This window comes from Alcanivorax sp. 24 (assembly GCF_004360225.1).
GTDB lineage: Bacteria > Pseudomonadota > Gammaproteobacteria > Pseudomonadales > Alcanivoracaceae > Alloalcanivorax > Alloalcanivorax xiamenensis.
The window spans coordinates 21387-43715 of the sequence record NZ_SNUA01000003.1 but is presented as its reverse complement, the minus strand read 5'-3'; the positions used below and the strand labels follow the sequence as shown (position 1 = coordinate 43715).

The 22329-nt window shown below is 61.6% G+C and carries 19 protein-coding genes; 10 read left to right on the top strand and 9 right to left on the bottom strand.

Features of this window, described 5'->3' with window-relative positions; translation table 11 throughout:
* Together E0L37_RS05060 and E0L37_RS05055 are read left to right on the top strand one after the other, a co-directional pair.
* Positions 1-261: a hypothetical protein gene (locus E0L37_RS05060; protein WP_133490709.1), complete on the top strand. Its 261-nt coding sequence runs from the start codon at positions 1-3 to the stop codon at positions 259-261.
* A gap of 32 nt (positions 262-293) precedes the next feature.
* On the top strand, positions 294-1280 hold the full coding sequence (locus E0L37_RS05055; protein ID WP_133490708.1) for a glycosyl transferase family protein: 987 nt from the start codon (positions 294-296) through the stop codon (positions 1278-1280).
* A gap of 171 nt (positions 1281-1451) precedes the next feature.
* On the opposite strand, the gene cysG is transcribed toward E0L37_RS05055, so the two are convergent.
* The 6 genes from cysG to E0L37_RS05025 are packed head-to-tail and all read right to left on the bottom strand — an operon-like array spanning position 1452 to position 8961.
* Entirely contained in the window at positions 1452-2870 is a 1419-nt protein-coding gene (gene cysG / locus E0L37_RS05050; RefSeq protein WP_133490707.1) for a siroheme synthase CysG, read from the bottom strand.
* Between the two features lie 32 nt (positions 2871-2902).
* Positions 2903-4195 carry a serine--tRNA ligase gene (gene serS / locus E0L37_RS05045; protein ID WP_133490706.1) on the bottom strand — a complete coding sequence of 431 codons (1293 nt, stop codon included), beginning with the start codon at positions 4193-4195 and terminating at the stop codon, positions 2903-2905.
* Positions 4196-4239: 44 nt separating this feature from the next.
* The gene (locus E0L37_RS05040; protein WP_133490705.1) at positions 4240-4635 is read right to left on the bottom strand and encodes a CrcB family protein; all 396 of its coding nucleotides are present in this window, start codon (positions 4633-4635) and stop codon (positions 4240-4242) included.
* Positions 4632-5963, bottom strand: coding sequence for a replication-associated recombination protein A (locus tag E0L37_RS05035; RefSeq protein ID WP_133490704.1), 1332 nt, complete (start codon positions 5961-5963; stop codon positions 4632-4634). The genes E0L37_RS05040 and E0L37_RS05035 overlap by 4 nt, the downstream gene beginning before the upstream one ends.
* A gap of 28 nt (positions 5964-5991) precedes the next feature.
* A complete protein-coding gene (lolA, locus tag E0L37_RS05030; protein ID WP_133490703.1) occupies positions 5992-6603 on the bottom strand; it encodes an outer membrane lipoprotein chaperone LolA in 612 nt (203 codons plus the stop codon).
* A gap of 12 nt (positions 6604-6615) precedes the next feature.
* Positions 6616-8961, bottom strand: coding sequence for a DNA translocase FtsK (locus tag E0L37_RS05025; protein ID WP_370450517.1), 2346 nt, complete (start codon positions 8959-8961; stop codon positions 6616-6618).
* A 352-nt stretch (positions 8962-9313) separates the two neighbouring features.
* Between E0L37_RS05025 and trxB the strand changes: the two genes are divergently transcribed.
* From trxB to E0L37_RS05000, 5 genes are all read left to right on the top strand, one after another.
* Positions 9314-10261 (top strand): thioredoxin-disulfide reductase, encoded by a 948-nt coding sequence (trxB, locus tag E0L37_RS05020; RefSeq protein WP_133490701.1) that lies wholly within the window; start codon positions 9314-9316, stop codon positions 10259-10261.
* Between the two features lie 6 nt (positions 10262-10267).
* Positions 10268-10990: a leucyl/phenylalanyl-tRNA--protein transferase gene (gene aat, locus E0L37_RS05015; RefSeq protein WP_133490700.1), complete on the top strand. Its 723-nt coding sequence runs from the start codon at positions 10268-10270 to the stop codon at positions 10988-10990.
* 163 nt (positions 10991-11153) lie between these two features.
* Positions 11154-11663, top strand: a complete 510-nt coding sequence (locus tag E0L37_RS05010) for a sigma-70 family RNA polymerase sigma factor (protein WP_133490699.1) — start codon at positions 11154-11156, stop codon at positions 11661-11663.
* 11 nt (positions 11664-11674) lie between these two features.
* Complete coding sequence (locus E0L37_RS05005) at positions 11675-12661, top strand: FecR domain-containing protein (protein WP_133490698.1); 987 nt, start codon at positions 11675-11677, stop codon at positions 12659-12661.
* 150 nt (positions 12662-12811) lie between these two features.
* Positions 12812-15235 carry a TonB-dependent siderophore receptor gene (locus E0L37_RS05000; protein WP_133490697.1) on the top strand — a complete coding sequence of 808 codons (2424 nt, stop codon included), beginning with the start codon at positions 12812-12814 and terminating at the stop codon, positions 15233-15235.
* A gap of 48 nt (positions 15236-15283) precedes the next feature.
* Here the strand turns inward: E0L37_RS05000 and E0L37_RS04995 are convergent, their stop codons facing one another.
* A complete protein-coding gene (locus E0L37_RS04995) occupies positions 15284-17284 on the bottom strand; it encodes an acetoacetate--CoA ligase (RefSeq protein WP_133490696.1) in 2001 nt (666 codons plus the stop codon).
* A gap of 404 nt (positions 17285-17688) precedes the next feature.
* Here E0L37_RS04995 and E0L37_RS04985 point away from each other — a divergent pair, with 404 nt between their 5' ends.
* Together E0L37_RS04985 and infA are read left to right on the top strand one after the other, a co-directional pair.
* The gene (locus E0L37_RS04985) at positions 17689-18438 is read left to right on the top strand and encodes an arginyltransferase (RefSeq protein WP_133490695.1); all 750 of its coding nucleotides are present in this window, start codon (positions 17689-17691) and stop codon (positions 18436-18438) included.
* Positions 18439-18513: 75 nt separating this feature from the next.
* On the top strand, positions 18514-18732 hold the full coding sequence (gene infA, locus E0L37_RS04980) for a translation initiation factor IF-1 (protein WP_014994331.1): 219 nt from the start codon (positions 18514-18516) through the stop codon (positions 18730-18732).
* Between the two features lie 123 nt (positions 18733-18855).
* Here the strand turns inward: infA and clpA are convergent, their stop codons facing one another.
* Both clpA and clpS read right to left on the bottom strand, forming a co-directional pair.
* Positions 18856-21129 (bottom strand): ATP-dependent Clp protease ATP-binding subunit ClpA, encoded by a 2274-nt coding sequence (gene clpA / locus E0L37_RS04975; protein WP_133490694.1) that lies wholly within the window; start codon positions 21127-21129, stop codon positions 18856-18858.
* A gap of 49 nt (positions 21130-21178) precedes the next feature.
* Positions 21179-21562, bottom strand: coding sequence for an ATP-dependent Clp protease adapter ClpS (clpS, locus tag E0L37_RS04970; protein ID WP_201303823.1), 384 nt, complete (start codon positions 21560-21562; stop codon positions 21179-21181).
* 490 nt (positions 21563-22052) lie between these two features.
* Here clpS and E0L37_RS04965 point away from each other — a divergent pair, with 490 nt between their 5' ends.
* Positions 22053-22325: a cold-shock protein gene (locus E0L37_RS04965; RefSeq protein ID WP_014994328.1), complete on the top strand. Its 273-nt coding sequence runs from the start codon at positions 22053-22055 to the stop codon at positions 22323-22325.
* The last annotated feature ends 4 nt before the right edge of the window (positions 22326-22329 follow it).

Genomic DNA, 22329 nt, shown 5'->3' with positions numbered 1-22329 from the left:
ATGCTGCACCTTATTGCTTTCGACGATCTGGACAGTGCAGCTGCGCGGACCTGCCTCGCTCTGTATCAGCCTGGAGATCCGTGCGTATTCGTCGACCACGGCCATCTGGTGGCGGCGGAGTTTCCACTGCAAGGTCCGGGATACCTGCTTGGCCAGCCGCCGTTGCCGCCGGCGCGGCGCGCCGACCTGGAATGCATCGACTACGACCGGCTGGTGGCACTGACAGCGGAATACGGCCCGGCCACAAGCTGGTATTCTTGACCCATTCTGTTTGATCTCACACGAGTCCTTCCATGAGCGAGCACGCCTTCGCCCCTTTCGTCCGAACCCTTGGACGCGGTAAACGCGCCCGCCGCGACCTGACCCGCGAAGAAGCCGCCGAGGCCATGGGGCATATTCTTCAGGGCGAAGCGACCCAGGCACAGATCGGCGCCTTTCTGATGTTGTTGCGGGTCAAGGAAGAAACCCCTGAGGAACTGGCCGGTTTTCTTGAGGCCTGCCGGCCGGTATGCAGCCACTATTTGGTTGGTTTGCCCAAAGCCGACGTGGACTGGCCCAGCTATGCCGGCAAGAAAAAACATCACCCCTGGTATGTGTTGGCCGCCCGCCTGCTGGCACACAATGGTGTGCGGGTATTCATGCACGGCGGCCCCGCCCATACGCCGGAGCGGCATTACACTGACGAGAGCCTGCGCAAGCTCGGTTGCAAGCTGCCATGCACGGTGGCCGAGGCCAGCGAGCAGTTGCATGATGAAGGCTTTACCTATCTTGGGGTGGAGCAGTTCTGTCCACCGCTGAGTACGCTATTGATGCTGCGCTTTCAGTTGGGATTGCGCTCCCCGATCAACACTCTCGCGCGCAATCTCAATCCGGCTCAAGCCACACTGAGCCTGCAAAGCGTGTTTCACCCCGCCTATCTGAACCTGCATCTGGAAGCGTCCCGCCTCTGTGGCGATCGCAATCTCCTGCTGTTCAAGGGTGAAGGAGGAGAAGTGGAGATCCGTCCGGACGCCCGTACCAGCATTGGCGGTCTGCGTGGCGGAGAGCGGGTGGAGGCCGTGCTCGACTCCGCCCTGCCCCGGCAGGCACCGCCCGGCACCGTCTCCACCGACCATCTGCGAGCGGTGTGGCGTGGCGAGGAAAGCGACGCCTACGGCGAAGCGGCGGTCCGGCAAACCGTGGCAACGACCCTGTGGGGTCTGGGTAAAGCGAAGGACCTGGAGGAAGGGACCAAAGCCGCCCAGGCGCTGTGGACCGCTCGGGACCGGGACGCGCTATAGAATCGCACGCTTGCATGCCAAACCCAGGCGGCTTGCTTGGCCTTGCAGAAAGGAGTTCGAACTGTATTCGCGAGCAAGCTCGCTTCCCACAGAAGATCCACGGAGTCGATGTGGGAAGCGGGCTTGCTCGCGAATAAGGCGTATCAGCATGGTCCACGGACCGCGTTTTGTTTAGCGTCCGGCGCCCGGCGTCCGCCACCCGGCCTCTCCGAACCAGCGATAGCGAGGATGCAGGCTGACCACACTGCCGACAATGATCAGGGTCGGCGCGTGCACGGTGCGCCCCTCGATGGCCGCCGGCAGAGTGTTCAATTGGCCGGTGATCACTTCCTGAGCGTCGGTGGTGCCCCGGGATACCAGGGCAATGGGGGTGTCCGGCGAGCGGCCGTGGGCCATGAGCTGAGCGCAGATTTCCTTCAATCCCACCAGTCCCATGTAAAACACCAATGTTTCCTGCTCCGCCATCAGATTCGGCCAGTCCAGGTCGACGCTGCCGTCACGGCGATGGCCGGTGACAAAGCGCACCGACTGGGCGTGATCGCGATGGGTCAGCGGGATGCCGGCGTAGGCGGCACAGCCGGCGGCGGCGGTCACGCCAGGCACCACCTGAAAGTCGATACCGGCGGCCACCACTTTTTCCAGCTCTTCACCGCCGCGCCCGAAGATGAACGGATCGCCGCCCTTCAAGCGGCACACCCGTTTCCCCTGGCTGGCGTAGTGCACCAGCAGATCGTTGATCTCCCCCTGGGGCAGTGCGTGCTGATCGCGGGCTTTGCCGACGTACACCTTCTCCGCGTCGGCACGGGCCAAAGCGACGATCTCCGGTGCCACCAAACGGTCGTACAACACGACGTCCGCTTTGGTCAGCAGATGATGCCCCCGGAACGTCAGGAGATCCGGATCACCAGGTCCGGCACCGACCAAATAGACCTCTCCCCGCGCCTCCGACGGATTCCCGCCGGCACTGGCCAGGGCCCGTTCCAGGGCGTGTTCCGCCTCGCTTTCGTGACCGGATAGCACCTGTTCCATTAAGGGACCGTCCAGTTGCGCCTCCCAGAATGCTTCCCGCTGGCGGCGGCCTGGCAGTCGCTCCGCGACTCTGTCCCGCAGGCGGCCGAGGAACGTTGCCAGCCGGCCCCAGCGCGCCGGCAACCAGGCTTCCAGTTGATCACGCAGACGCCGTACCAATACCGGCGACGCGCCAGACGAGGTGATTGCCACGAACAGCGGATCGCGATCCACCAGGGCGGGGAAAACGAAACTGCTGAGTTCGGGCCGCCCCACCACATTGACGGGCAGGCCACGGGCATGGCATTGCTCGGCGATACGCTGGTTCAGGGCGTCATCATCAGTACACGCCACCACCAGGCGCGCCTGATCAAGATCGCCGTCTTGGTAGGTCCGTTGGTGGCAGTCGCCGCCGCCCCGCTCCACCAGGGCGCACAAATCCGCGCGCCATTGCGGCGCGATCAAGCAAATCAACGCACCGGATCGGTGCAGAAGGCCCGCCTTGCGCAGGGCGGTGTCACCACCGCCCACGATCACCACGGTTTGCCCGGTCAGTTTCAGACCAAGGGGAAGAAAATCCATCGTCAGCTGGCGCCCTTGTGTTGTGGAGCGCCTCAGCTCAGACGCTCCTTTCCTCTCAGGTAGGGCCGCAGTGCCTCCGGCACGGTCACGGAACCATCTTCATTCTGATAGTTTTCCAGGATCGCCACCAGGGTACGGCCTACCGCCAGCCCGGAACCATTCAAAGTATGTACCAGCTCCGGCTTGCCGGTTTCCGGGTTGCGCCAACGGGCCTGCATGCGCCGCGCCTGGTAGTCGCGGAAGTTGGAGCATGAAGAGATTTCCCGGTAGCGCTGCTGGCTCGGCAACCACACCTCCAGGTCATAGGTCTTGGCGGCGGAGAAGCCCAGGTCACCGCCGCACAGCGTCACCAACCGGTAAGGCAGGTCCAGCTTTTGCAGGATCGCCTCGGCGTGGCCAGTGAGCGCTTCCAGCGCCTGCTCGGACTCTCCCGGGCGCACCAGTTGCACCAGCTCCACTTTCTCGAACTGATGCTGACGGATCATACCCCGGGTATCCTTGCCGTGGCTGCCAGCCTCGGAGCGGAAACACGGCGTGTGGCAAACGTAGCGACGGGGCATGGTCTCGGCATCGAGAATCTCATCCGCCGCCAGATTGGTCACCGGCACTTCCGCGGTGGGGATCAGGTACAGTTCGCGCTCACCGCGCATCTTGAACAGATCTTCCTCGAACTTCGGTAACTGGCCGGTGCCGGCCAGAGCTTCCGGCCCCACCAGGTAAGGTACGTACAGCTCCTGATAGCCGTGTTCGCTGGTGTGCTGGTCGAGCATGAAATCGATCAGCGCCCGGTGCAGGCGCGCCAATTGGCCGGTCATCACCGCGAAGCGGGCGCCGGACAACTTGCTGGCACGCTCGAAGTCCAGCCGGCCCTCGTTGAGCGCTTCGCCCACATCGACATGGTCCTTGGGCTCGAAGTCAAACCGGCGCGGCGTGCCCCAGCGACGCACTTCCACGTTGTCGTCTTCATCCGCGCCCGGCGGCACTTCCTCCGCCGGCGCGTTGGGTACGCCCATGAGAAAATCGCGCAGCTCATCCTGGATCGCCTTGGCACGGGCTACTTCGTCGTCGAGCTGAGCATCCAGGGTCTTGAGCGTCTCCGCCACCTTGGCCTTGGCCTCATCCACCGACAAACCGGACTGGATCAGTTCTCCGATCTGCTTGGAGGCCTTCTTGCGTTGGGCCTGCAGATCCTGGGAACGAATATCGGCTTCCTTGCGGCGCCCATCCAGCGCCCGGAATCCGTCCAGATCCAGGGCATAACCCCGTTTTGCCAGTGCATCGCGGATGGCTTCGCCATTTTCCCGCAAGGCCCGAATATCAAGCATGGTGGCTCCTTTGCGCACTCATAAGATGTCAGGATTGAAAAAAATCAGGATTCAAACCACAAACGCCCCAGCGCCAGGCCCAGGCCAGCCAGGGAAACGCAGGACACCACCGAAACGGCGGCGTATGCCAGGGCCAACCCCAGGCCGCGGCTTTCCAGCAGGCGGACCAGCTCGAAGGAAAACGTCGAGAAGGTGGTCAGGGCGCCAAGCATGCCAGTCATCAACGCCAGCCGCCACAGTTCACTGGTGGTCAGGCTCGCCAGCAGCACCGCCAACAGGCCAAACAGAAAACTGCCGGCCAGGTTCACCGCGAAGGTGGCCCAGGGCCACGCCGGCATCGCCGGCACACCTATCCAGAGAGCGGTGGCATAGCGCAAGCAGGCCCCCATCGATCCGCCCAGCGCCACCGCCAGCCAGGGAAAAATACCGTGTGCGTTCATTGCTCATCCCCGTAACGTTGCCACTGGCTGTCGTGGTTTCGGCGCCGTAGCTGGCGCAGCTTCTCGGCGATGCGGATTTCCAGACCACGTTCCACCGGTTGGTAAAAGCGGGTGTCGCCCAGGGACGGAGGAAAATAGTTCTCGCCGTCCACGAAAGCGTCGGGGTGATCGTGGGCGTAGTGATACTCGGCGCCGTAGCCTTCCGCCTTCATCAATTTGGTCGGCGCGTTACGCAGATGCAGCGGCACCTCATTGCTGGGGTGCTCCGCGACGAATCGCCGGGCTGTGTTATAGGCGTTGTAGACAGCATTGCTCTTCGGCGCCACAGCTAGAAAAACGATGGCCTGGGCGATAGTCAGTTCGCCCTCCGGGCTGCCAAGACGCTCCTGCACCTCCCAGGCGTTCAGCGCCAGCGTCAGCGCCCTGGGGTCGGCGTTGCCGATGTCCTCACTGGCCATGCGCACCACACGCCGCGCCACGTAGAGCGGATCACAGCCGCCGTCGAGCATGCGCGCGAACCAGTACAGAGCCGCGTCCGGATCGGACCCCCGCACGGACTTGTGCAAGGCGCTGATCTGGTCATAGAACAGATCACCGCCTTTGTCGAAGCGGCGCACCGCATCACGCAGCACTTCCTGCATCAACGGCCGGTCGACGCGCGGCTGATCCCCGTCCGCCAGGTCCAGGGCCACTTCCAGCATATTGAGCAGCCGCCGCGCATCGCCATCGGCATAGTCCAGCAACAGATCGCGGGCGTCATCTTCCAGCACCATGGCGCTAAGATCCGGTTGACGCAGGGCCCGATCCAAAAGCCCGGACAGATCCTGGCGCTCCAGGCTGCGCAGGCGATAAACCCGGGCCCGGGACAGCAAGGCGTTGTTGAGCTCAAAGGAAGGGTTCTCGGTGGTGGCACCGATGAAGATCACCGTGCCGTCTTCCACGTGCGGCAGAAAGGCGTCCTGCTGCGCCTTGTTGAAACGGTGCACTTCATCCACGAACAACACCGTGCGGCGCCCCTGCCCCAACCGCGCCTTGGCTTGCTCCACCGCCGCGCGGATGTCCTTCACGCCGGACAATACCGCCGACAGGGTGATGAATTCCGCGTCCACCGCGCCGGCGAGGATCAGCGCCAGCGTGGTTTTGCCGGTGCCCGGCGGGCCCCACAGGATCATGGAATGCAGTTGCCCGCGTTCCACCGCCTGACGCAGGGGCTTGCCGGGGCCGATCAGATGGGACTGCCCGACATAATCGCCCAGCGACAAGGGCCGCAACCGCGCCGCCAATGGCTGGGCGGCGCCGCGGGTTTGATCGGCGAACAGATCATTCATGGTGCGCGCCACCACGCCCGCTCATGATTCACTCCTGACGGATAATGTCGGTGCCTTCCGGCGGGGTGAAGGAAAATCGCTCCGCCGGCAACGACCGGTTCAGGGTCAGATCGTGAAAACGGATCAGGGTCTGCTGGCCGAGCGCATCGCGCAAATGCATGGAATACGGCGTGTCGCCATGGAAAGTCACGTCCAGGGTCTCGAACAGAGGATCAGCGCCCTTGGGCTTGAGCCGATAGGTGATCTCGGTGCCCGTGCTTTCCAATTCGGAAATCTCGAACGCTTGCCCTACCCGCCGCGGATCGCCACCGAACAGCAGTGCCGGGGTGTTTCCCAGGTCCGGAGTCAACGGGCGAACCACCACCTGCTCCAGATCCACGTCGTACACCCATACGGTTTTACCATCGGAAACCGCCAGCTGCTCGAACGGCGCTTCGGTCTTCCAGTAAAACCGGTTGCCCCGCGCCACATCCATGGTGCCACTGGCATTCTGCTGGCGATCGCCATCGGAGCCCACCATGGATTGTTCGAACTGGCCGCTCATGCTACGCAGTCCGCTGAGTTTGGCGAGCAGGGTTTCGGTCGCGGAAGCCCAGGCCAGGGACGGCATCAACAGTGCCAATACAAGCCATTTTGTCATTGATCGTTATCCTCAGGCGTCCGGCGGTGGTGGCGCCAGCACCTCACGTTGTCCGTTGTGTCCGGCTTCGGAAACCACGCCGGCCATCTCCATGGCTTCAACCAGATTGGCGGCGCGGTTATAGCCGATCTTCAGTTTCCGCTGCACCGAGGAAATGGAAGCCCGCCGTGACTGTGTCACATAGGCCACCGCTTCGTCGTAGAGCGGATCGCTCTCATCATCACCACCGCCGGCCATTTCCATGCCAGGCATCGGCGCGTTCAGGTCCGAGCCGCCGTCCAGAATCTCTTCGAGATAGTTCGGTTCGCCGCGCTTGCGCCAGTCGTCGCAGACCCGGTGCACTTCCTCATCTGAGACAAAGGCACCGTGCACCCGTTCCGGCACGCTTTTGCCGCCGGGCAAATAGAGCATGTCACCGTGGCCGAGCAGCTGCTCCGCCCCGCCCTGGTCCAGCACCGTGCGGGAATCGATTTTCGAGGATACCTGGAAACCGATGCGGGACGGCACATTGGCCTTGATCAGGCCGGTGATCACGTCCACCGACGGCCGTTGCGTGGCCAGAATCAAGTGGATACCGGCGGCCCTCGCCTTCTGCGCGATACGGGCGATCAGTTCTTCCACTTTCTTGCCGACGATCATCATCATGTCGGCGAATTCATCAATGACAATAACGATGTACGGCAGCTTTTCCGCCAGCGGCGGTTCTTCCTCCAGATCCATCGGGTCGTTGGGTTTCCACAACGGATCCTTGAGCGGTTCGCCGGATTTCCTGGCGTCCTCCACCTTGCGGTTATAGCCGGAGATATTACGCACGCCCATGGCCGCCATCAGCCGGTAGCGGCGCTCCATTTCACCGACCCCCCAGCGCAACGCGCCGGCGGCTTCCTTCATGTCGGTGACGACCGGGGTGAGCAGATGGGGAATGCCGTCGTACACCGCCAGTTCCAGCATCTTCGGGTCGATCAGGATCAGGCGCACATCTTCCGGGCTGGATTTGAACAGCATGGACAACAGCATCGCGTTGACGCCCACCGACTTACCGGAACCGGTGGTACCGGCCACCAGCAAGTGCGGCATCTTGGCCAGATCCGCCATCACCGGATTGCCGGAGATGTCCTTGCCCAGCGCCATGGTCAGCGGCGAACTGGCGTCGTCGAACATCCTCGACCCCACCACCTCGGTGAATCGGATCATCTCCCGCTGCTCATTGGGGATCTCGATGCCCACCGTGGTCTTGCCGGGGATCACTTCCACCACTCGCACACTGATCACCGCCAGGGAGCGGGCCAGATCCTTGGCCAGGTTGGTGATCTTGGACACCTTGATGCCCGGGGCCGGCTGGATCTCGAAGCGGGTGATCACCGGTCCGGGCTGCACCGCCACCACCTCGGCATCGACGTTGAAATCCTTGAGCTTGATTTCCAGCAGACGCGACATGGCGTCCAGCGCTTCCTCGGAATAACCGCCCTTGCCGTCCTCGTCCACCTGATCCAACAAGGACACCTGCGGCAACTCTCCGGAAACCTCGGCGGTAAATAGTTTCTGCTGCTTTTCCTTTTGTACCCGCACGCTTTTCTCCACCGGCTTGGCCGGTTGGGCGATCTTCGGCGGCGTGCGGTTTTCCTTCTTCTTGTTGGCCTCGGTGATCACCCGGGCGCGTTGCTCGCGGGCTGCCTGAGCGGCCTTGCGTTCCTCTCGCCGCTCCCGGCGCTGTTCGAACCAGGCCGGCACCTTCTGGCCGATGCTGACCACCAGCTCTCCCAGGCGCTCGGCCAGGGCGATCCAGGACAGATCGGTGAATACGGTGATGCCGATCAGAAACAGCGCCACCATCACCAGGGTGCCGCCAAGGGCATTGAAGGCGTCCAGGGCGCTGCCGCCGACCACCTGGCCCAGAATCCCGCCGGCGTCTTCCGGCAGGCCGCCAGTGGCGAAATGCATATAAGCCAGCGCCGTGCCACCGATCATGGTCAGCACGAAACCCACCAGGCGCAGACTGAACATGGGCCAGCTTCCGGGCAGGCCGGCGTGGCGCTCACGCAGGACCTTGAACGCCCAGAACCCCACCAGTACCGGAAACAGATAGGCCATCAGCCCGAACAGCCCCAACAGCAGGTCGGCACAGAAAGCGCCGGCGCGGCCGCCGGCATTGCGCACGCTGTCCACGTGCCCCACATAGGACCATCCCGGGTCGCGGCTGTCGTAGCTGATCAATGCCAGGAGCAGATACAGCGACAGGGCGATCAGGGCGATGACCATGCCTTCCACCAAACCCCGTTTGAGATGGCGGGAAAAACCGGATTGAGTGTTACCGGCGGCTGCCTTTGTCACGCCTCGCCTCTTGCGTTTGGAATCCATAGAGCCTACTGAGTTTGCCAATGCTTTTTCCCGGGTCATGTAAAAGCTGGAAAAAACATGAACTCAACGCCATAACAAATTGAAAACTATGAAATTGTACAGAATTAGCGCCTTTCGAGCCAGCGCCCCGAGCGGCTCGTGCGCACGCAGTATCCCGCGCCTGGGCCCGGGCAACAAGGGCCGCTGGCGTGGCCATCGCCGCCTCAAATCGCATTGATAGTCGTGGCCGCCTTCACCAGGCGGTGAAAGTATTGTAGCTTGCTCGTCCTTGAAACGGTCCACCGGCGACACCATAACGTCGCCACTTCTTTCGCAGACCCAGTTTTCAGGCCCTGACCTGGTGGAGGATTCAATGAGCGACGTGCAGCACCATCGACTGATCATTCTGGGTTCCGGACCCGCCGGTTATACCGCGGCGGTTTACGCGGCCCGGGCCAACCTGAATCCGGTGGTGATCACGGGCATCCAACCGGGCGGGCAGTTGACCACCACCACCGAAGTGGATAACTGGCCCGGTGACGTGGAAGGCTTGCAAGGCCCGGATCTGATGGTGCGCATGCAACAGCACGCCGAGCGCTTTGAAACCCAGGTCCTGTTCGACCACATCAACGAAGTGGTGCTGGATCAGCGCCCGTTCGTTCTCAAGGGCGACTCCGGCACCTACAGCTGTGACGCCCTGATCATCGCCACCGGAGCCTCGGCCATGTATCTGGGGCTGGATTCCGAGCAGGCCTTCATGGGCAAGGGCGTGTCCGCCTGCGCCACCTGTGACGGTTTCTTCTACCGTGGCCAGAAAGTGGCTGTGGTCGGTGGCGGTAATACCGCCGTTGAAGAAGCCCTGTATCTGTCCAATATCGCCTCCGAGGTGGTGCTGATTCACCGTCGCGACAAACTGCGCGCGGAGAAGATCCTGCAGGACAAATTGCTCGCCAAGGACAACATCACGGTAATGTGGGATCACGTGCTCGACGAAGTGCTGGGCGATGATTCCGGCGTCAACGGCATCCGCGTCAAGTCCACCAAGGACGACAGCACCGAGGAGCTGGAACTGCAAGGCGTGTTCATTGCCATCGGCCATAAGCCCAATACCGACATCTTCGCCGGCCAGTTGGACATGCACGACGGCTATATCCGTATCCGCAGCGGTCTGGAAGGCAATGCCACCGCCACCAGCGTGGCCGGTGTGTTCGCCGCCGGCGACGTGGCCGACCACGTTTATCGCCAGGCGGTGACCTCCGCCGGCTCCGGTTGCATGGCGGCACTGGACGCGGAACGCTACCTGGAAACCCTGGAAGACTGATCGCGCATGATCCCCTGGTTGCCCGCCGGGGGGCCCTTTCCCGCCGTGGAAGAGGCCCTTGAGGAGCCCAACGGGCTGCTCGCCGCCGGCGGCGACCTCTCCCCCTCCACTCTGCTTCGCGCCTATCGTCAAGGCATCTTTCCCTGGTACGACGACACTCAGCCGATACTGTGGTGGTCACCGGCTCCGCGCTGCGTATTTCGCCCCGGCGATCTGCACCTGAGCCGCCGCACCCGGCGCACCCTGCGCGGCTGGAATCCGGAAATCCGTCTGGACCAGAATTTCGCCGACGTGCTCGACGCCTGTGCCGCGCCCCGCCCCGGCCAGGACGGCACCTGGATCACCCGTGACATGCGTGACGCCTATCTGCGCCTGCACCATCTCGGCCATGCCCACTGCGTGACAGTGCACGACAACAGCGGCATGGCCGGCGGCATCTACGGCATTCAGTTGGGCAGCGTATTCTTCGGCGAATCCATGTTTTCCCGCCGCGATAACGGTTCCAAATGCGCGCTGGCGGCGTTGTGGGCACTGGCACCGGAGCTCGGCATCCAGTTGCTGGACGCCCAGGTGGAAAATCCTCACCTGATGCGGTTGGGCGCGGTGTTGATGCCGCGACAGGCATTTCAACATGCCTTGCGCACTTTGATCACCAATACCGAACCCCAGTCATGGCCACCGGCTCCGTTGACCTGGAACGAGCTTGCTGGCCGGGATCGCGATTCATAAACCCGGATATCACTGCCAAGCGGAGCGCCGCCCGGGCAGCTCCCCACGAACACGGCTGTATTTGCGTTCGTCGCCCCATATCTCATAAAATGCGAACCATTATCATTTATGGGCGACCTTTCGCCCTCTCTGGCTACACATTCTGGCTACCAAGGGACCTACTGTGTCGGGCACCAAATTGGCACGACAAGCTGACATCCATGCCCTTTATAGTGATCATCAAGGCTGGCTGCTGGGTTGGTTGCGGCGCAAGCTCGGCAATCATCATGACGCGGCGGACATCAGCCACGACACCTTTCTGCGGCTGATTAGCGGTCACCGGGATACCTCCCGGCTTGGCGATGAACCCCGTGCTTTGCTGACCCACATTGCCCGCTGCCTGGTCATCGACCACTGGCGCCGGCGGGATGTGGAACAGGCCTACCTGGATTCCATTGCTCATTTGCCGGCCTGCGAAGCGCCATCGCCAGAAACCCGCTGGCTGATCCTGGAAGCGCTTTATCGAATCGATACCATGTTGCGCGACCTGCCGGCGCTCACCCGCCGGATTTTCCTTTTATCCCAGCTCGACGGCCTGAAATACCAGGACATCGCCGAGCGGATGGCGGTTTCGCTGCCCACCGTCAAACGCCACATGCGCAAGGCTTTTCTGGCCTGTCTGAGCCTGGACTAGAGCCGTTCCCGATGCCGACCGGCCCGTCTCCGACGTCTTCGCCCCCTATTGATCCCGCCATCCTCGAAGAGGCCGCGGACTGGCTGCTCCTGCTCCAATCCGGGGACGCCACGCCGGCCGACAGACAAAACCTGGAGCGCTGGAAAAACCAGGGCGCCATGCACCAAGCGGCTTGGCAACGGGCGGAGTCGGTGCTCGACACTTTCCACCAGGCGTCCCATCAGGCAGCCGGCCCGGCGGCCCGCCGGACGCTGTCACGACTGGAAAACACGGACCGGCGACGGGCCATGAAAACCCTTGCCCTGCTGCTGTTGGCCACACCCACGGCCTGGGTCAGCTACCGTTACCTGCCCTGGTACAGCTGGCAGGCGGATCTGTACACCCATACCGGGGAGCAACGGACTCTGGATCTGGCGGACGGCACCCATCTGGTGATGAACACCGCCACCGCCGTGGACTTGGACTTTTCCGAACGGGAGCGACGGCTGACCCTGAGGGCCGGCGAAATTCTGTTGACTACCAGCAAGGATCCCGCGCCCCATGCGCGCCCCCTCGTGGTCGATACTCCACAGGGCCGGTTGCGGGCGCTGGGCACACGCTTCGCCGTACGCCAGCTTGAGGGTGAAACCCTCCTGTCGGTTTTCGAAGGCGCGGTGGAAATCAGCCCGATCCATGCCGACAAGGTCATTGTTCCCGCCGGTCAACAGCGCCTGTTCAGCGGGTCGCGGATACGACCTTCTAAACCGGTTGCCGACGATGCCCTGCTCTGGGAAAAGGGCATGTTGCTGGCCAGGGATATGCCCTTGCGCACCTGGGTGGAAGAGATCGGCCGCTATCGCAACGGTATTCTGCGCTGCGATCCCGAAATCAGCGATATCCGGGTATCAGGCGCGTTCCCGCTCAATAATACCGATGCCAGCCTCGACCTGCTGCGCAAGACCCTGCCCGTGGAGATCAGCCGGGTATCCCCATGGTGGATCACGTTGCGAAAACGATGACCGTGAAGGGGGTGTTCCCATCATTGGCCAAACAACTGATCCTTTTTCCGTTCTCGTTCGGTGTAGTGGATAGAAAGGCGTTTTCCGGGCCGTTCACCTCCCGGGAAAGACCTTGTCCGACCACACCAGACATCAACGGGAACGACCTCCATGACAGTATATAACGGCCCACGGCCGGGCCAGGCGCGGATCAGCGTCAATAACAAATCAGCGGCACTGGCTCTGGCCATGACCTGCTCGCTCGCCGGTATCGGCGCGGCCATCACCCTGACACCTGCCACGGCCTTCGCCCAGCAAAACACAGCGCGGCAACACTTCTCCATTGCCGCCGGCAAGTTGAGCGATGTGCTGGCCCAATTCGCCGCCCAGGCCCAGGTTCCTTTGTCCTTTGATCCGCGAGTGTTGTTCGGTATCCGCAGTGACGGCCTGCAAGGCTCCTATACCGCGCGTGAGGGCTTCCAGGCGCTGCTGTCCGGCAGCGGATATGCGCTGCAACCAGAAGGGGAAGGCAGCTACTCCCTGCGCCGGCTCCCATCGGATCCGGTTACCCTTTCACCGATCCGGGTGGATGCCGGAGCCGGCGAAGAGTCAGCCTATGGCCCGGTGGCGGGCTACGCCGCAAGACGCAGTATCACCGCCACCAAGATGGATATTCCTCTAATCGAGACGCCACAGAGCGTCTCCGTGGTGACGGCGGATCAAATCGAAATCCAGGATGCGGAATCCCTGCACCAGGCGCTGCTGTATACCCCCGGCGTGGTCCCCATGGGTAGCGACAACCTGATCAGCGATGGTTTGATCATCCGCGGCTTCAATGTCACCGGCTCCGAGCCGATGTACCTCAATGGCAGCAAATTACCGCGCAACACTTTTAGCGGTGTCTCGGAACCCTACGCCATGGAGCGTATTGAAGTTCTCAAGGGCCCGGCCTCCGTACTGTATGGCAATGCGGCCCCCGGCGGGATAGTCAACATGGTCAGCAAGCTGCCGCGGACCAAGACTTCGCGGGAACTGAAGGTGCAAGGAGGCCGTTTTGACCGCAAACAACTGGCCGGTGATTTCACCGGCGCGCTCACCGAGGATGGGCGCCTGTCGTATCGCGTGACCGGCTTGCTGCGCCGCGGCGACACCATGACCGACCATATTCCCGATGACCGCGATTTCGGCCAATTATCGCTGCGCTGGCAACCCACCGACGATACCTCTTTGACCTTGCTGGCCAACAGTCAGCGTAACGACACCGTTTATCTGTACGGGCTCCCCCTGGAAGGCACGGTGCAACACAACGTCAACGGCGATATCGACCGCGACCGGTTCATCGGTGAGCCCGGTTTCGACAAATTCGAAACCAAAAACAAAAGCCTCGGCTATTTGTTCAGTCACCGCTTCAACGACACTTTCACCTTTCGCCAGAACGCGCTCTATTTCGACGCCGAGACCGATTGGAACTACCTCATCATGGGGTCCCTGGATGCCTCGCAGCGGATGTTGTCCCGCACTTCCGCCGCCCGTAACGACAGAAACCGCACCTTCACCCTGGACAACCAGCTGCAGGCAAAATGGAGCTGGGGAGCCGTCGAGCATACCTCACTGCTCGGCCTGGACTATGAACAAAGCCAGTTCAAGCGTACCCAGTACCGAGGCACCGTCGAAGCGCTGGATATCTTCGATCCGGTATACGGCTCTCCAGTGCAACTGAACGGCTCTCCGGTTAGCGATACCACGGAAGACAGCAACCAACTGGGGATCTATGCCCAGGAACATATCAAGATCGACGGCCGCTGGGTGGTGATGCTGGGTGGTCGTTACGACCAGGTTGACGGTAAAGGAAAGGATCATCTGGCCGGAGTATCGGCCACCACCTATGACGACCACGCCTTTACCGGCCGTGCTGGTGTGCTTTATCTATTCGACAACGGTTTCGCCCCATATCTCAGCTACTCCGAGTCATTCGAGCCGATCTCCGGCCAAAGTGCCGGCGGGCAGGCGTTCGAACCCACCGAAGGGGAACAGACTGAAATTGGTCTGCGTTATCAGCCACAGGGCGGGTTCACCTCCATCACCGCGTCAGCCTACAAACTGACGCAGGAGAACGTGGTAACCAGTGATCTGGCCAATCCCGGCTTTTCCGTGCAGGAAGGTGAGGTCGAGTCCACCGGCTTCGAGCTGGAGGCACGGGCCAATCTGAGCAGCGGCCTGAACCTGATCGCCTCCTATGCCTACATCGACAATGAGGTCACCAAAAGCAACAGCGGCACCAAAGGGAACCGGACCAATGGCGTGCCACGAAACATGGCGTCACTGTGGGCGGATTATGCCTTCGACGGCCTCCTCTACGGGCTTGGAGTGGGCGCCGGCGTCCGCCACATCGGCGAGACGCGCAATATTGCCAATACCGTCGCCGTGCCCAGCTATACGGTGGTGGACACCAGCCTCCGCTACCGGCTGTCACCGCAATGGCTGGTGACCCTCAATATCGACAACTTGTTCGATGAGAAATACGCCACCTGCAGTTACGCTTGTTTTTACGGGGTCAAACGCTCAGCCACCGTTACCGTCAAATACCAATGGTGACATGACAGGTCGGACGCGGGGGCATCCTGCCCCCGCCGTTGGTACTTCTCAGCCGGTTTTCACCTGCCCCGCCCCATTGGCGGTGTCACGGCGTTCGGCATAGTCGATGTAGAACGTCAGGCTGTCCGGATTGGCCATGGCATCCGGATTCGCCACCTTGTCCAGGGACTGCCCCAGCAGCAGTTTCTTGATCGGCAGCTCCATTTTCTTGCCGGTGAGCGTGCGCGGAACCTCCGGCGTCGGCACGATATCGTTGGGCACGTGCCGGGCGGACAGGTTGTCACGGATCGCCGACTTGATCCGGTTTTTCAGATCCTCGTCCAGGGACTGCCCCTCGCGCAGCACCACGAACAGCGGCATGAAAGATTCCCGCCCAAGATATTCCAGATCCACCACCAGACTGTCGAGGACCTCGGGAAATTCTTCCACCACCCGATAAATCTCGCTGGTGCCCATACGGATCCCGTGGCGGTTGATGGTGGTGTCGGAGCGGCCATAGATCACCGCGCCACCGCGCGGGGTAATGCGGATCCAGTCACCGTGGCGCCAGATGCCAGGAAACACGTCGAAGTAGCTGTCGTGGTAACGCAACCCTTCCGCATCGTTCCAGAAATACAACGGCATGGACGGCATCGGCTTGGTCACCACCAACTCCCCCACTTCGTCCTCCAGAATCCGGCCATCGTCGGACATGGCGTAGGTCGCCGTGCCCAGATACCGGCACTGCATCTCTCCGGAATAGACCGGCAGTATCGGGCAGCCACCCACATAGGCCGCCGCCACATCGGTGCCACCGCTGATGGTGGCGATCATCACGTCGCCCAACTGGTCCATGATCCACTGATACCCTTCCTCCGGCAGTGGCGAACCGGTGGACCCTACCGATTTGAGCCTGCCAGGAGTCAGCCATTGTCCCGGTTCGATTTCCGCCTTCTTGCAGTTGAGAAAATAGGCGGCACCGGCACCAAGGAAAGTCAGTTCGGTTTCCTCGGCAAAGCGCCACAAGGTGCCCAGATCCGGGTAACCGGGGTTGCCGTCGTAGAGACAGATGGTGCTACCCACCATCAAACCGGTGATCTGCGAATTCCACATGATCCAGCCGGTGGTGGTGAACCACATGAAACGATCCTCCGGCCCCAGATCCATGTGCAGGGCGTGGCCTTTCAGCCCTTCCAGCAAGGTACCACCATGACCGTGCACAATGGGTTTGGGCATACCGGTGGTTCCGGAGGAATACACCACCCACAACGGGTGATCGAACGGCACCTGCTCAAAAGTCATGGGCGTCTCGCCTTCGACCATATCCCGCCAGAGATCCGCGCCATCCAGGCGGGCCTCCGGGTCGAGATACGGCAACAGGATCATCTGCTCCACCGTCGGCAGCGCCTCACGTAAACCACGCACCACCTCCAGGCGGTCAAAATCCTTGCCGCCGTAGCGATAACCATCCACGGCGATGATCACTTTCGGATCGATCTGACGGAAGCGGTCGAGCACGCTGCGGGTGCCCATATCCGGGGAGCAACTGGACCAGATGGCGCCGACACTGGCGCAGGCACAGAACGCCACCACCGTCTCCGCCACATTGGGCAGGTACGCCACCACGCGGTCACCGGGACCAACACCGCGCTCGCGTAACCGGGAAGCCAGAGCCGCCACCTGCCGGCGCAACTCACCCCAGGACAGGGATTGCAGCGGACGAAGTTCGGAACGGGACAGAATCGCCGGACGATCGGGCTGATCATGGTGAAACCGGAAGATCTGTTCCACCAGGTTCAGCCGGCTGCCCTCGAACCATTGAGCCCCGGGCATTTCGTGGCTGTCGAGCACCTCGGTGTAGGGTTCCGAGGCAACCACATCGAAGTACTGCCAGATCGCCTCCCAGAAGGCTTCCAGATGGTCCACGGACCAACGCCAGAGGGCGTCATAGTCCCGGAATTGCTGGCCAGTGCGTTGCTCCAGCCAGCCCTGAAAGTGATGCAGGCGGCTGTTGCGGATGCGTTCCTCGCTGGGTTGCCACAGCGGCGTCGGGTCGGTTGTTGTCATCATAGCTCTCCTGAAGCGGCCTCCGTGCATACCAAGGCCGTTTATTGTTATTTCGCCCTAACAGGGCTTCGGAAGCCTATCCAACTCCGGAGGGCGGCGAAAGGTACAAGTATTCACGGACGCCGGACGCCGGACGCCGGACGCCGGACGCCGGACGCCGGACGCCGGACGCCGGACGCCGGACGCCGGACGCCGGACGCCGGACGCCGGACGCCGGACGCCGGACGCCGGACGCCGGACGCCGATAATGCAAAACCAGACCCAACACCCTGGCAAGGATTAAAAGCGCCTATTTATATCCGCAACGTTCCAAGACCCGATGTTCTAAAGCGTCAGGCGTCCGGCGTCCGGCGTCCGGCGTCATCTGGCATCTAGCTAGCCGCCAATGCCTTGGATACACTGATCTCATGAGTGACCTGTCCGAACTTCGCTTCTTCCGCACGCCGGCCCACCCATGCAGCTACCTGGAAGGCCAGCAGGCCGCCACGCTGTTCGTGGATCCGCAGGTGCGCCTCAATGCGGCGCTGTACAGCGAGCTCTCCCTGCTTGGCTTCCGCCGCAGCGGCGACTACCTGTATCGGCCACACTGCGAAGCCTGCCACGCCTGCCTGCCAGCACGGGTCCGGGTAGCGGATTTCCGGCCGCGCCGGCGGCAGAAGCGAATCCTTCAGCGCAACAACGATCTGATCGTGCGGCAGGAGCCCTCCCGGTATACCCGTGAATTCTACCGGCTCTACTCACTGTATATTCGCGAGCGTCACGGCGACGGCGACATGTACCCGCCCTCCGAGGAACAGTTTTCCAGCTTTCTGACCTGTGCCTGGACCGATACCCGTTTCTACTGCTTCCGCGATCCGGCCACCAAAAAATTGTTGGCCGTGGCCGTCACCGATGCCCTCAAGGACGGCTTATCCGCGGTCTATACCTTCTTCGATCCGGCCGCCGCCGACCGAGGCCTCGGCGTTAACGCCCTGCTCTGGCAGATCGAGGAATGCCGGCGCCAGGGTCTGCCCTATCTCTACCTGGGTTACTGGATCAGCGAGTGCCGCAAGATGAGCTACAAGAGCCAGTACCGCCCGCTGGAACTGCTGATCAACGACGAATGGCAGGAATACCAGCCCCCCTCTTCCTCCACGCCGCGCCCTCCCGGCGCCTAAACCTTTGCAGCAGGCGCCCAATTCCGGCACAATTGCGCCTCCCTCCGTAGCCGACGACATCAGGGTACGCGCTGAATGGCGAAAGAAGAGCAAATTGAATTGGAAGGCGTGGTTCTCGAAACCCTTCCCAACACTATGTTTCGTGTGAAGCTGGATAATGGGCATGTCATCACCGCCCACATTTCCGGCAAGATGCGTAAATTCTATATCCGGATTCTCACCGGCGATCGCGTCAAGGTGGAGATGTCCCCCTACGATCTGAGCAAGGGGCGCATTACCTTCCGCATGAAGTAACGGCGATTGTCTTGATACGCAAAAAACCCGGCATGCCGGGTTTTTTGTTGGTGCCTGTTTAAGATCCGTCGTTACCGCGTTGCTGCTGAAAAATACCCGCGGGGCCATCCCTGGCCACGATCTTCAGCAGGTGGCTTCTTCCTGGGAGGCATCCACGGTCAGCAGCAGCTTGTCGTCGCGGACCACGACTCGTGCCCGACCGCCCTGCTCCGACAGCTCGCCAAACAGCAGTTTCTCCGCCAGCGGCTTCTTGATCTGTTCCTGAATCAGACGGGCCATGGGACGAGCCCCCATATCCTTGTCGTAGCCATGATCGGCCAGCCAGGTACGGGCATCCGCCTCCACTTCCAGCACCACGCCTTTCTCATCCAACTGCGCCTGCAGTTCCACCAGGAACTTGTCCACCACACCGAGAATGGTGTCTCGATCCAGCGGGTTGAACTGGATGATGGCGTCCAACCGGTTGCGGAATTCCGGTGTGAAGGCTTTCTTCAACACCTCCATGCCATCACTGGACTGATCCTGTTCGGTGAACCCGATGGAGCGCTTGTTCAACACCTCGGCGCCGGCATTGGTGGTCATGATCAGGATCACGTTGCGGAAATCCGCCTTGCGGCCGTTGTTGTCGGTCAACGACGCGTTATCCATCACCTGCAGCAGGATGTTGAAAACTTCCGGGTGCGCCTTCTCGATCTCGTCCATCAACAACACACAGTGCGGTGTCTTGGTGATCGCCTCGGTGAGCAGGCCACCCTGATCGTAACCGACATAGCCAGGAGGCGCGCCGATCAAACGGCTGACGGTATGCCGCTCCATGTACTCGGACATATCGAAGCGCACCAGTTCCACCCCCAGCGCGCGGGCCAACTGCCGACTTACCTCGGTTTTACCGACCCCGGTGGGACCGGCGAACATGAACGAGCCAATCGGCTTGTTGTCCGCCTTCAATCCGGCACGGGACAGCTTGATCGCCGCGGAGATCGCGTCGATGGCCTCGTCCTGGCCGAACACCGTCATCTTCAGATCCCGCTCCAGATTGCGCAGTACCTCCTTGTCCGAGGAAGACACCTGCTTCGGCGGAATCCGCGCGATTTTGGCCACCATGGCCTCCACGTCATCCTGCTCGATAATCTGGCGACGATCAGCCTCCGGCCGCAGGCGCTGCCAGGCACCGACTTCGTCGATCACATCAATGGCCTTGTCCGGCAGGAAGCGGTCATTGATATAGCGCGCGCTCAACTCCGCCGCCGAGCGCAGGGCCGCGTCGGTATACTGCACGCCGTGGTGTTTCTCGAAGCGGCTCTTGAGCCCCCTGAGAATACCCACGGTGTCTTCCACCGACGGCTCCACCACATCCACTTTCTGGAAGCGGCGGGACAGCGCCCGGTCCTTTTCAAAAATGGTCCGGTACTCCTGAAAAGTGGTGGAGCCCATGCATTTCAATTCACCGGATGCCAGCAACGGCTTAAGCAGGTTGGAAGCGTCCATGACACCGCCGGAAGCGGCGCCGGCACCGATGATGGTGTGAATCTCATCGATGAACAGGATCGAATTGTCCTGCTTGCGCAATTCCGCCAGCAGACTCTTGAGCCGCTTCTCGAAATCACCCCGGTATTTGGTACCGGCCAGCAGCGCTCCCAGATCCAGGGAATAGACCACGGCGTCCTGCAGCGGCTCGGGAACCTGCCCTTCCACGATCATGCGCGCCAGGCCCTCGGCGATGGCGGTCTTGCCGACCCCCGGCTCGCCCACCAGCAGCGGATTATTCTTGCGCCGCCGGCACAGAATCTGCGCCGCCCGCTCGATTTCAAACGCACGGCCAACCAGCGGATCAATCCGATCGGCCCGGGCCATTTCGTTCAGATTGGTGGCGTAAGCCTCCAGGGCATTGGCGGAAGCGCCCCCTTCGGGGCCGCCACCGGCCTCGATGTCCGGCTGCTGCGCATCATCCGCTTCCTGTTGCGGAGAGACGCCGTGGGAAATGTAATTGACCACGTCCAGGCGATGCACGTCCTGGCTGTTGAGCAGATAAACCGCCTGGCTCTCCTGCTCATTGAAGATCGCCACCAGCACATTGGCGCCGGTCACCTCCTTCTTGCCGGAGGACTGCACGCTGAATACCGCACGTTGCAGCACCCGCTGGAAGCCCAGCGTCGGTTGAGTGTCACGCTCGTCGTCACCGTCGTCCGGCAATAACGGCGTGGAATCGCTAATGAACTGAGTCAGGGCCTCGCGCAGCTCATCCAGGTCCGCGCCGCAAGCGCGCAACACTTCCAACGCGGCATCGTTTTCCAGCAGCGCCAACAGCAGATGCTCCACGGTCATGAATTCATGACGGTGGCTTCGTGCGTGATGGAACGCCTCGTTAAGGGTAAGTTCCAGTTCTTTGCTGAGCATAGGCTACCTCACTACTCGTCACCCTCGGTGTCGGGCTCGCCGGCCTGAATCAGGCCCTCTCCACCTGACACATCAGCGGATGCTGATGTTCCCGGGCGTAATCGACCACTTGCGCGGCCTTGGTCTCGGCGATATCCCGGGGAAACACCCCGCACACCGCCTTGCCCTCGGTATGAACCGTCAGCATGACACGAGTGGCCTGCTCGCGGTCCATACGAAAAAAGGTTTCCAGTACCTCGACGACGAAATCCATTGGTGTGTAGTCGTCGTTGAGCATAATCACTTTATACATGGACGGACGCTTCAGCCGTGGCTTGCTCGCCTCAACGGCCAGATCGCCCTGACGATCGGGATCCACCGGCTTATCCGGCCCCAGGCGTGTTGGCGCCCCCCGATCGTTACCCGTGAAAAACACCTTGTGCTGCCTTTTCATGCGTCTCTCTGAAGTTTGTATACCCGCGGGCGCCGACAGGCAATCCACTTATTGGGGCATTAACCGCTATTTTTCAATCCCAGGAACCTAATTGTAATCTTTACGGCAGCGCGGCGGCGTAAAGAGCACGATTAGGCTCCCCATTGGGCTTGACACTCCGTTTTCCATGATGAAAAGTTGGGCAGAGCGCGACCCAGGGGATCTCTGAATCCAGCAATGCCGGATATTCCGGGACTTTCCGGCCCGTTCGGCGCATCTCATTCCATATCAGCCGAGGCCGGTGGCAAGGCCTTCATAGCAACTCGCTATGATAGCCAGAGCAAAGCCCCATGGCCGGCGGCGTTGATATTGGATATTGACGTCAGTGATCCAGGCCCCGCCCGGGCGGGGATAACAAAAACAATGTACAGCCATAGGTTACCGTGCGATGACCGGTTGTCATACAGAACACCGGCACAGCGGGACACCCGGAGCAACCAGAGGGACGACCATGGCAACGGGAACGGTAAAGTGGTTCAACAACGCCAAAGGGTACGGCTTCGTTCGACCGGACGAAGGTGGCGATGATCTGTTCGTGCACTACTCCTACATACAGGAGAAAGGTTACAAAACCTTATACACCGGACAGAGTGTGGAATACGAATTGCTCGAGGCCAGCAAAGGCTACCATGCGGTGAATCTGAAGCCAGGAGCGGTTCCCACCACCCGCCGGCACCGGACGGGCCGGAGGCGGGAGCGGGAGAAAAGCGCTCTCTCCACCTGAGCGA

Coding starts and splice junctions, on each gene's coding strand:
- E0L37_RS05060 (WP_133490709.1), top strand. CDS start 1: ATGCTGCACCTTATTGCTTTCGACGATCTGGACAGTGCAGCTGCGCGG.
- E0L37_RS05055 (WP_133490708.1), top strand. CDS start 294: ATGAGCGAGCACGCCTTCGCCCCTTTCGTCCGAACCCTTGGACGCGGT.
- cysG (WP_133490707.1), bottom strand. CDS start 2,870: ATGGATTTTCTTCCCCTTGGTCTGAAACTGACCGGGCAAACCGTGGTG.
- serS (WP_133490706.1), bottom strand. CDS start 4,195: ATGCTTGATATTCGGGCCTTGCGGGAAAATGGCGAAGCCATCCGCGAT.
- E0L37_RS05040 (WP_133490705.1), bottom strand. CDS start 4,635: ATGAACGCACACGGTATTTTTCCCTGGCTGGCGGTGGCGCTGGGCGGA.
- E0L37_RS05035 (WP_133490704.1), bottom strand. CDS start 5,963: ATGAATGATCTGTTCGCCGATCAAACCCGCGGCGCCGCCCAGCCATTG.
- lolA (WP_133490703.1), bottom strand. CDS start 6,603: ATGACAAAATGGCTTGTATTGGCACTGTTGATGCCGTCCCTGGCCTGG.
- E0L37_RS05025 (WP_370450517.1), bottom strand. CDS start 8,961: ATGGATTCCAAACGCAAGAGGCGAGGCGTGACAAAGGCAGCCGCCGGT.
- trxB (WP_133490701.1), top strand. CDS start 9,314: ATGAGCGACGTGCAGCACCATCGACTGATCATTCTGGGTTCCGGACCC.
- aat (WP_133490700.1), top strand. CDS start 10,268: ATGATCCCCTGGTTGCCCGCCGGGGGGCCCTTTCCCGCCGTGGAAGAG.
- E0L37_RS05005 (WP_133490698.1), top strand. CDS start 11,675: ATGCCGACCGGCCCGTCTCCGACGTCTTCGCCCCCTATTGATCCCGCC.
- E0L37_RS05000 (WP_133490697.1), top strand. CDS start 12,812: ATGACAGTATATAACGGCCCACGGCCGGGCCAGGCGCGGATCAGCGTC.
- E0L37_RS04995 (WP_133490696.1), bottom strand. CDS start 17,284: ATGATGACAACAACCGACCCGACGCCGCTGTGGCAACCCAGCGAGGAA.
- E0L37_RS04985 (WP_133490695.1), top strand. CDS start 17,689: ATGAGTGACCTGTCCGAACTTCGCTTCTTCCGCACGCCGGCCCACCCA.
- infA (WP_014994331.1), top strand. CDS start 18,514: ATGGCGAAAGAAGAGCAAATTGAATTGGAAGGCGTGGTTCTCGAAACC.
- clpA (WP_133490694.1), bottom strand. CDS start 21,129: ATGCTCAGCAAAGAACTGGAACTTACCCTTAACGAGGCGTTCCATCAC.
- clpS (WP_201303823.1), bottom strand. CDS start 21,562: ATGAAAAGGCAGCACAAGGTGTTTTTCACGGGTAACGATCGGGGGGCG.
- E0L37_RS04965 (WP_014994328.1), top strand. CDS start 22,053: ATGGCAACGGGAACGGTAAAGTGGTTCAACAACGCCAAAGGGTACGGC.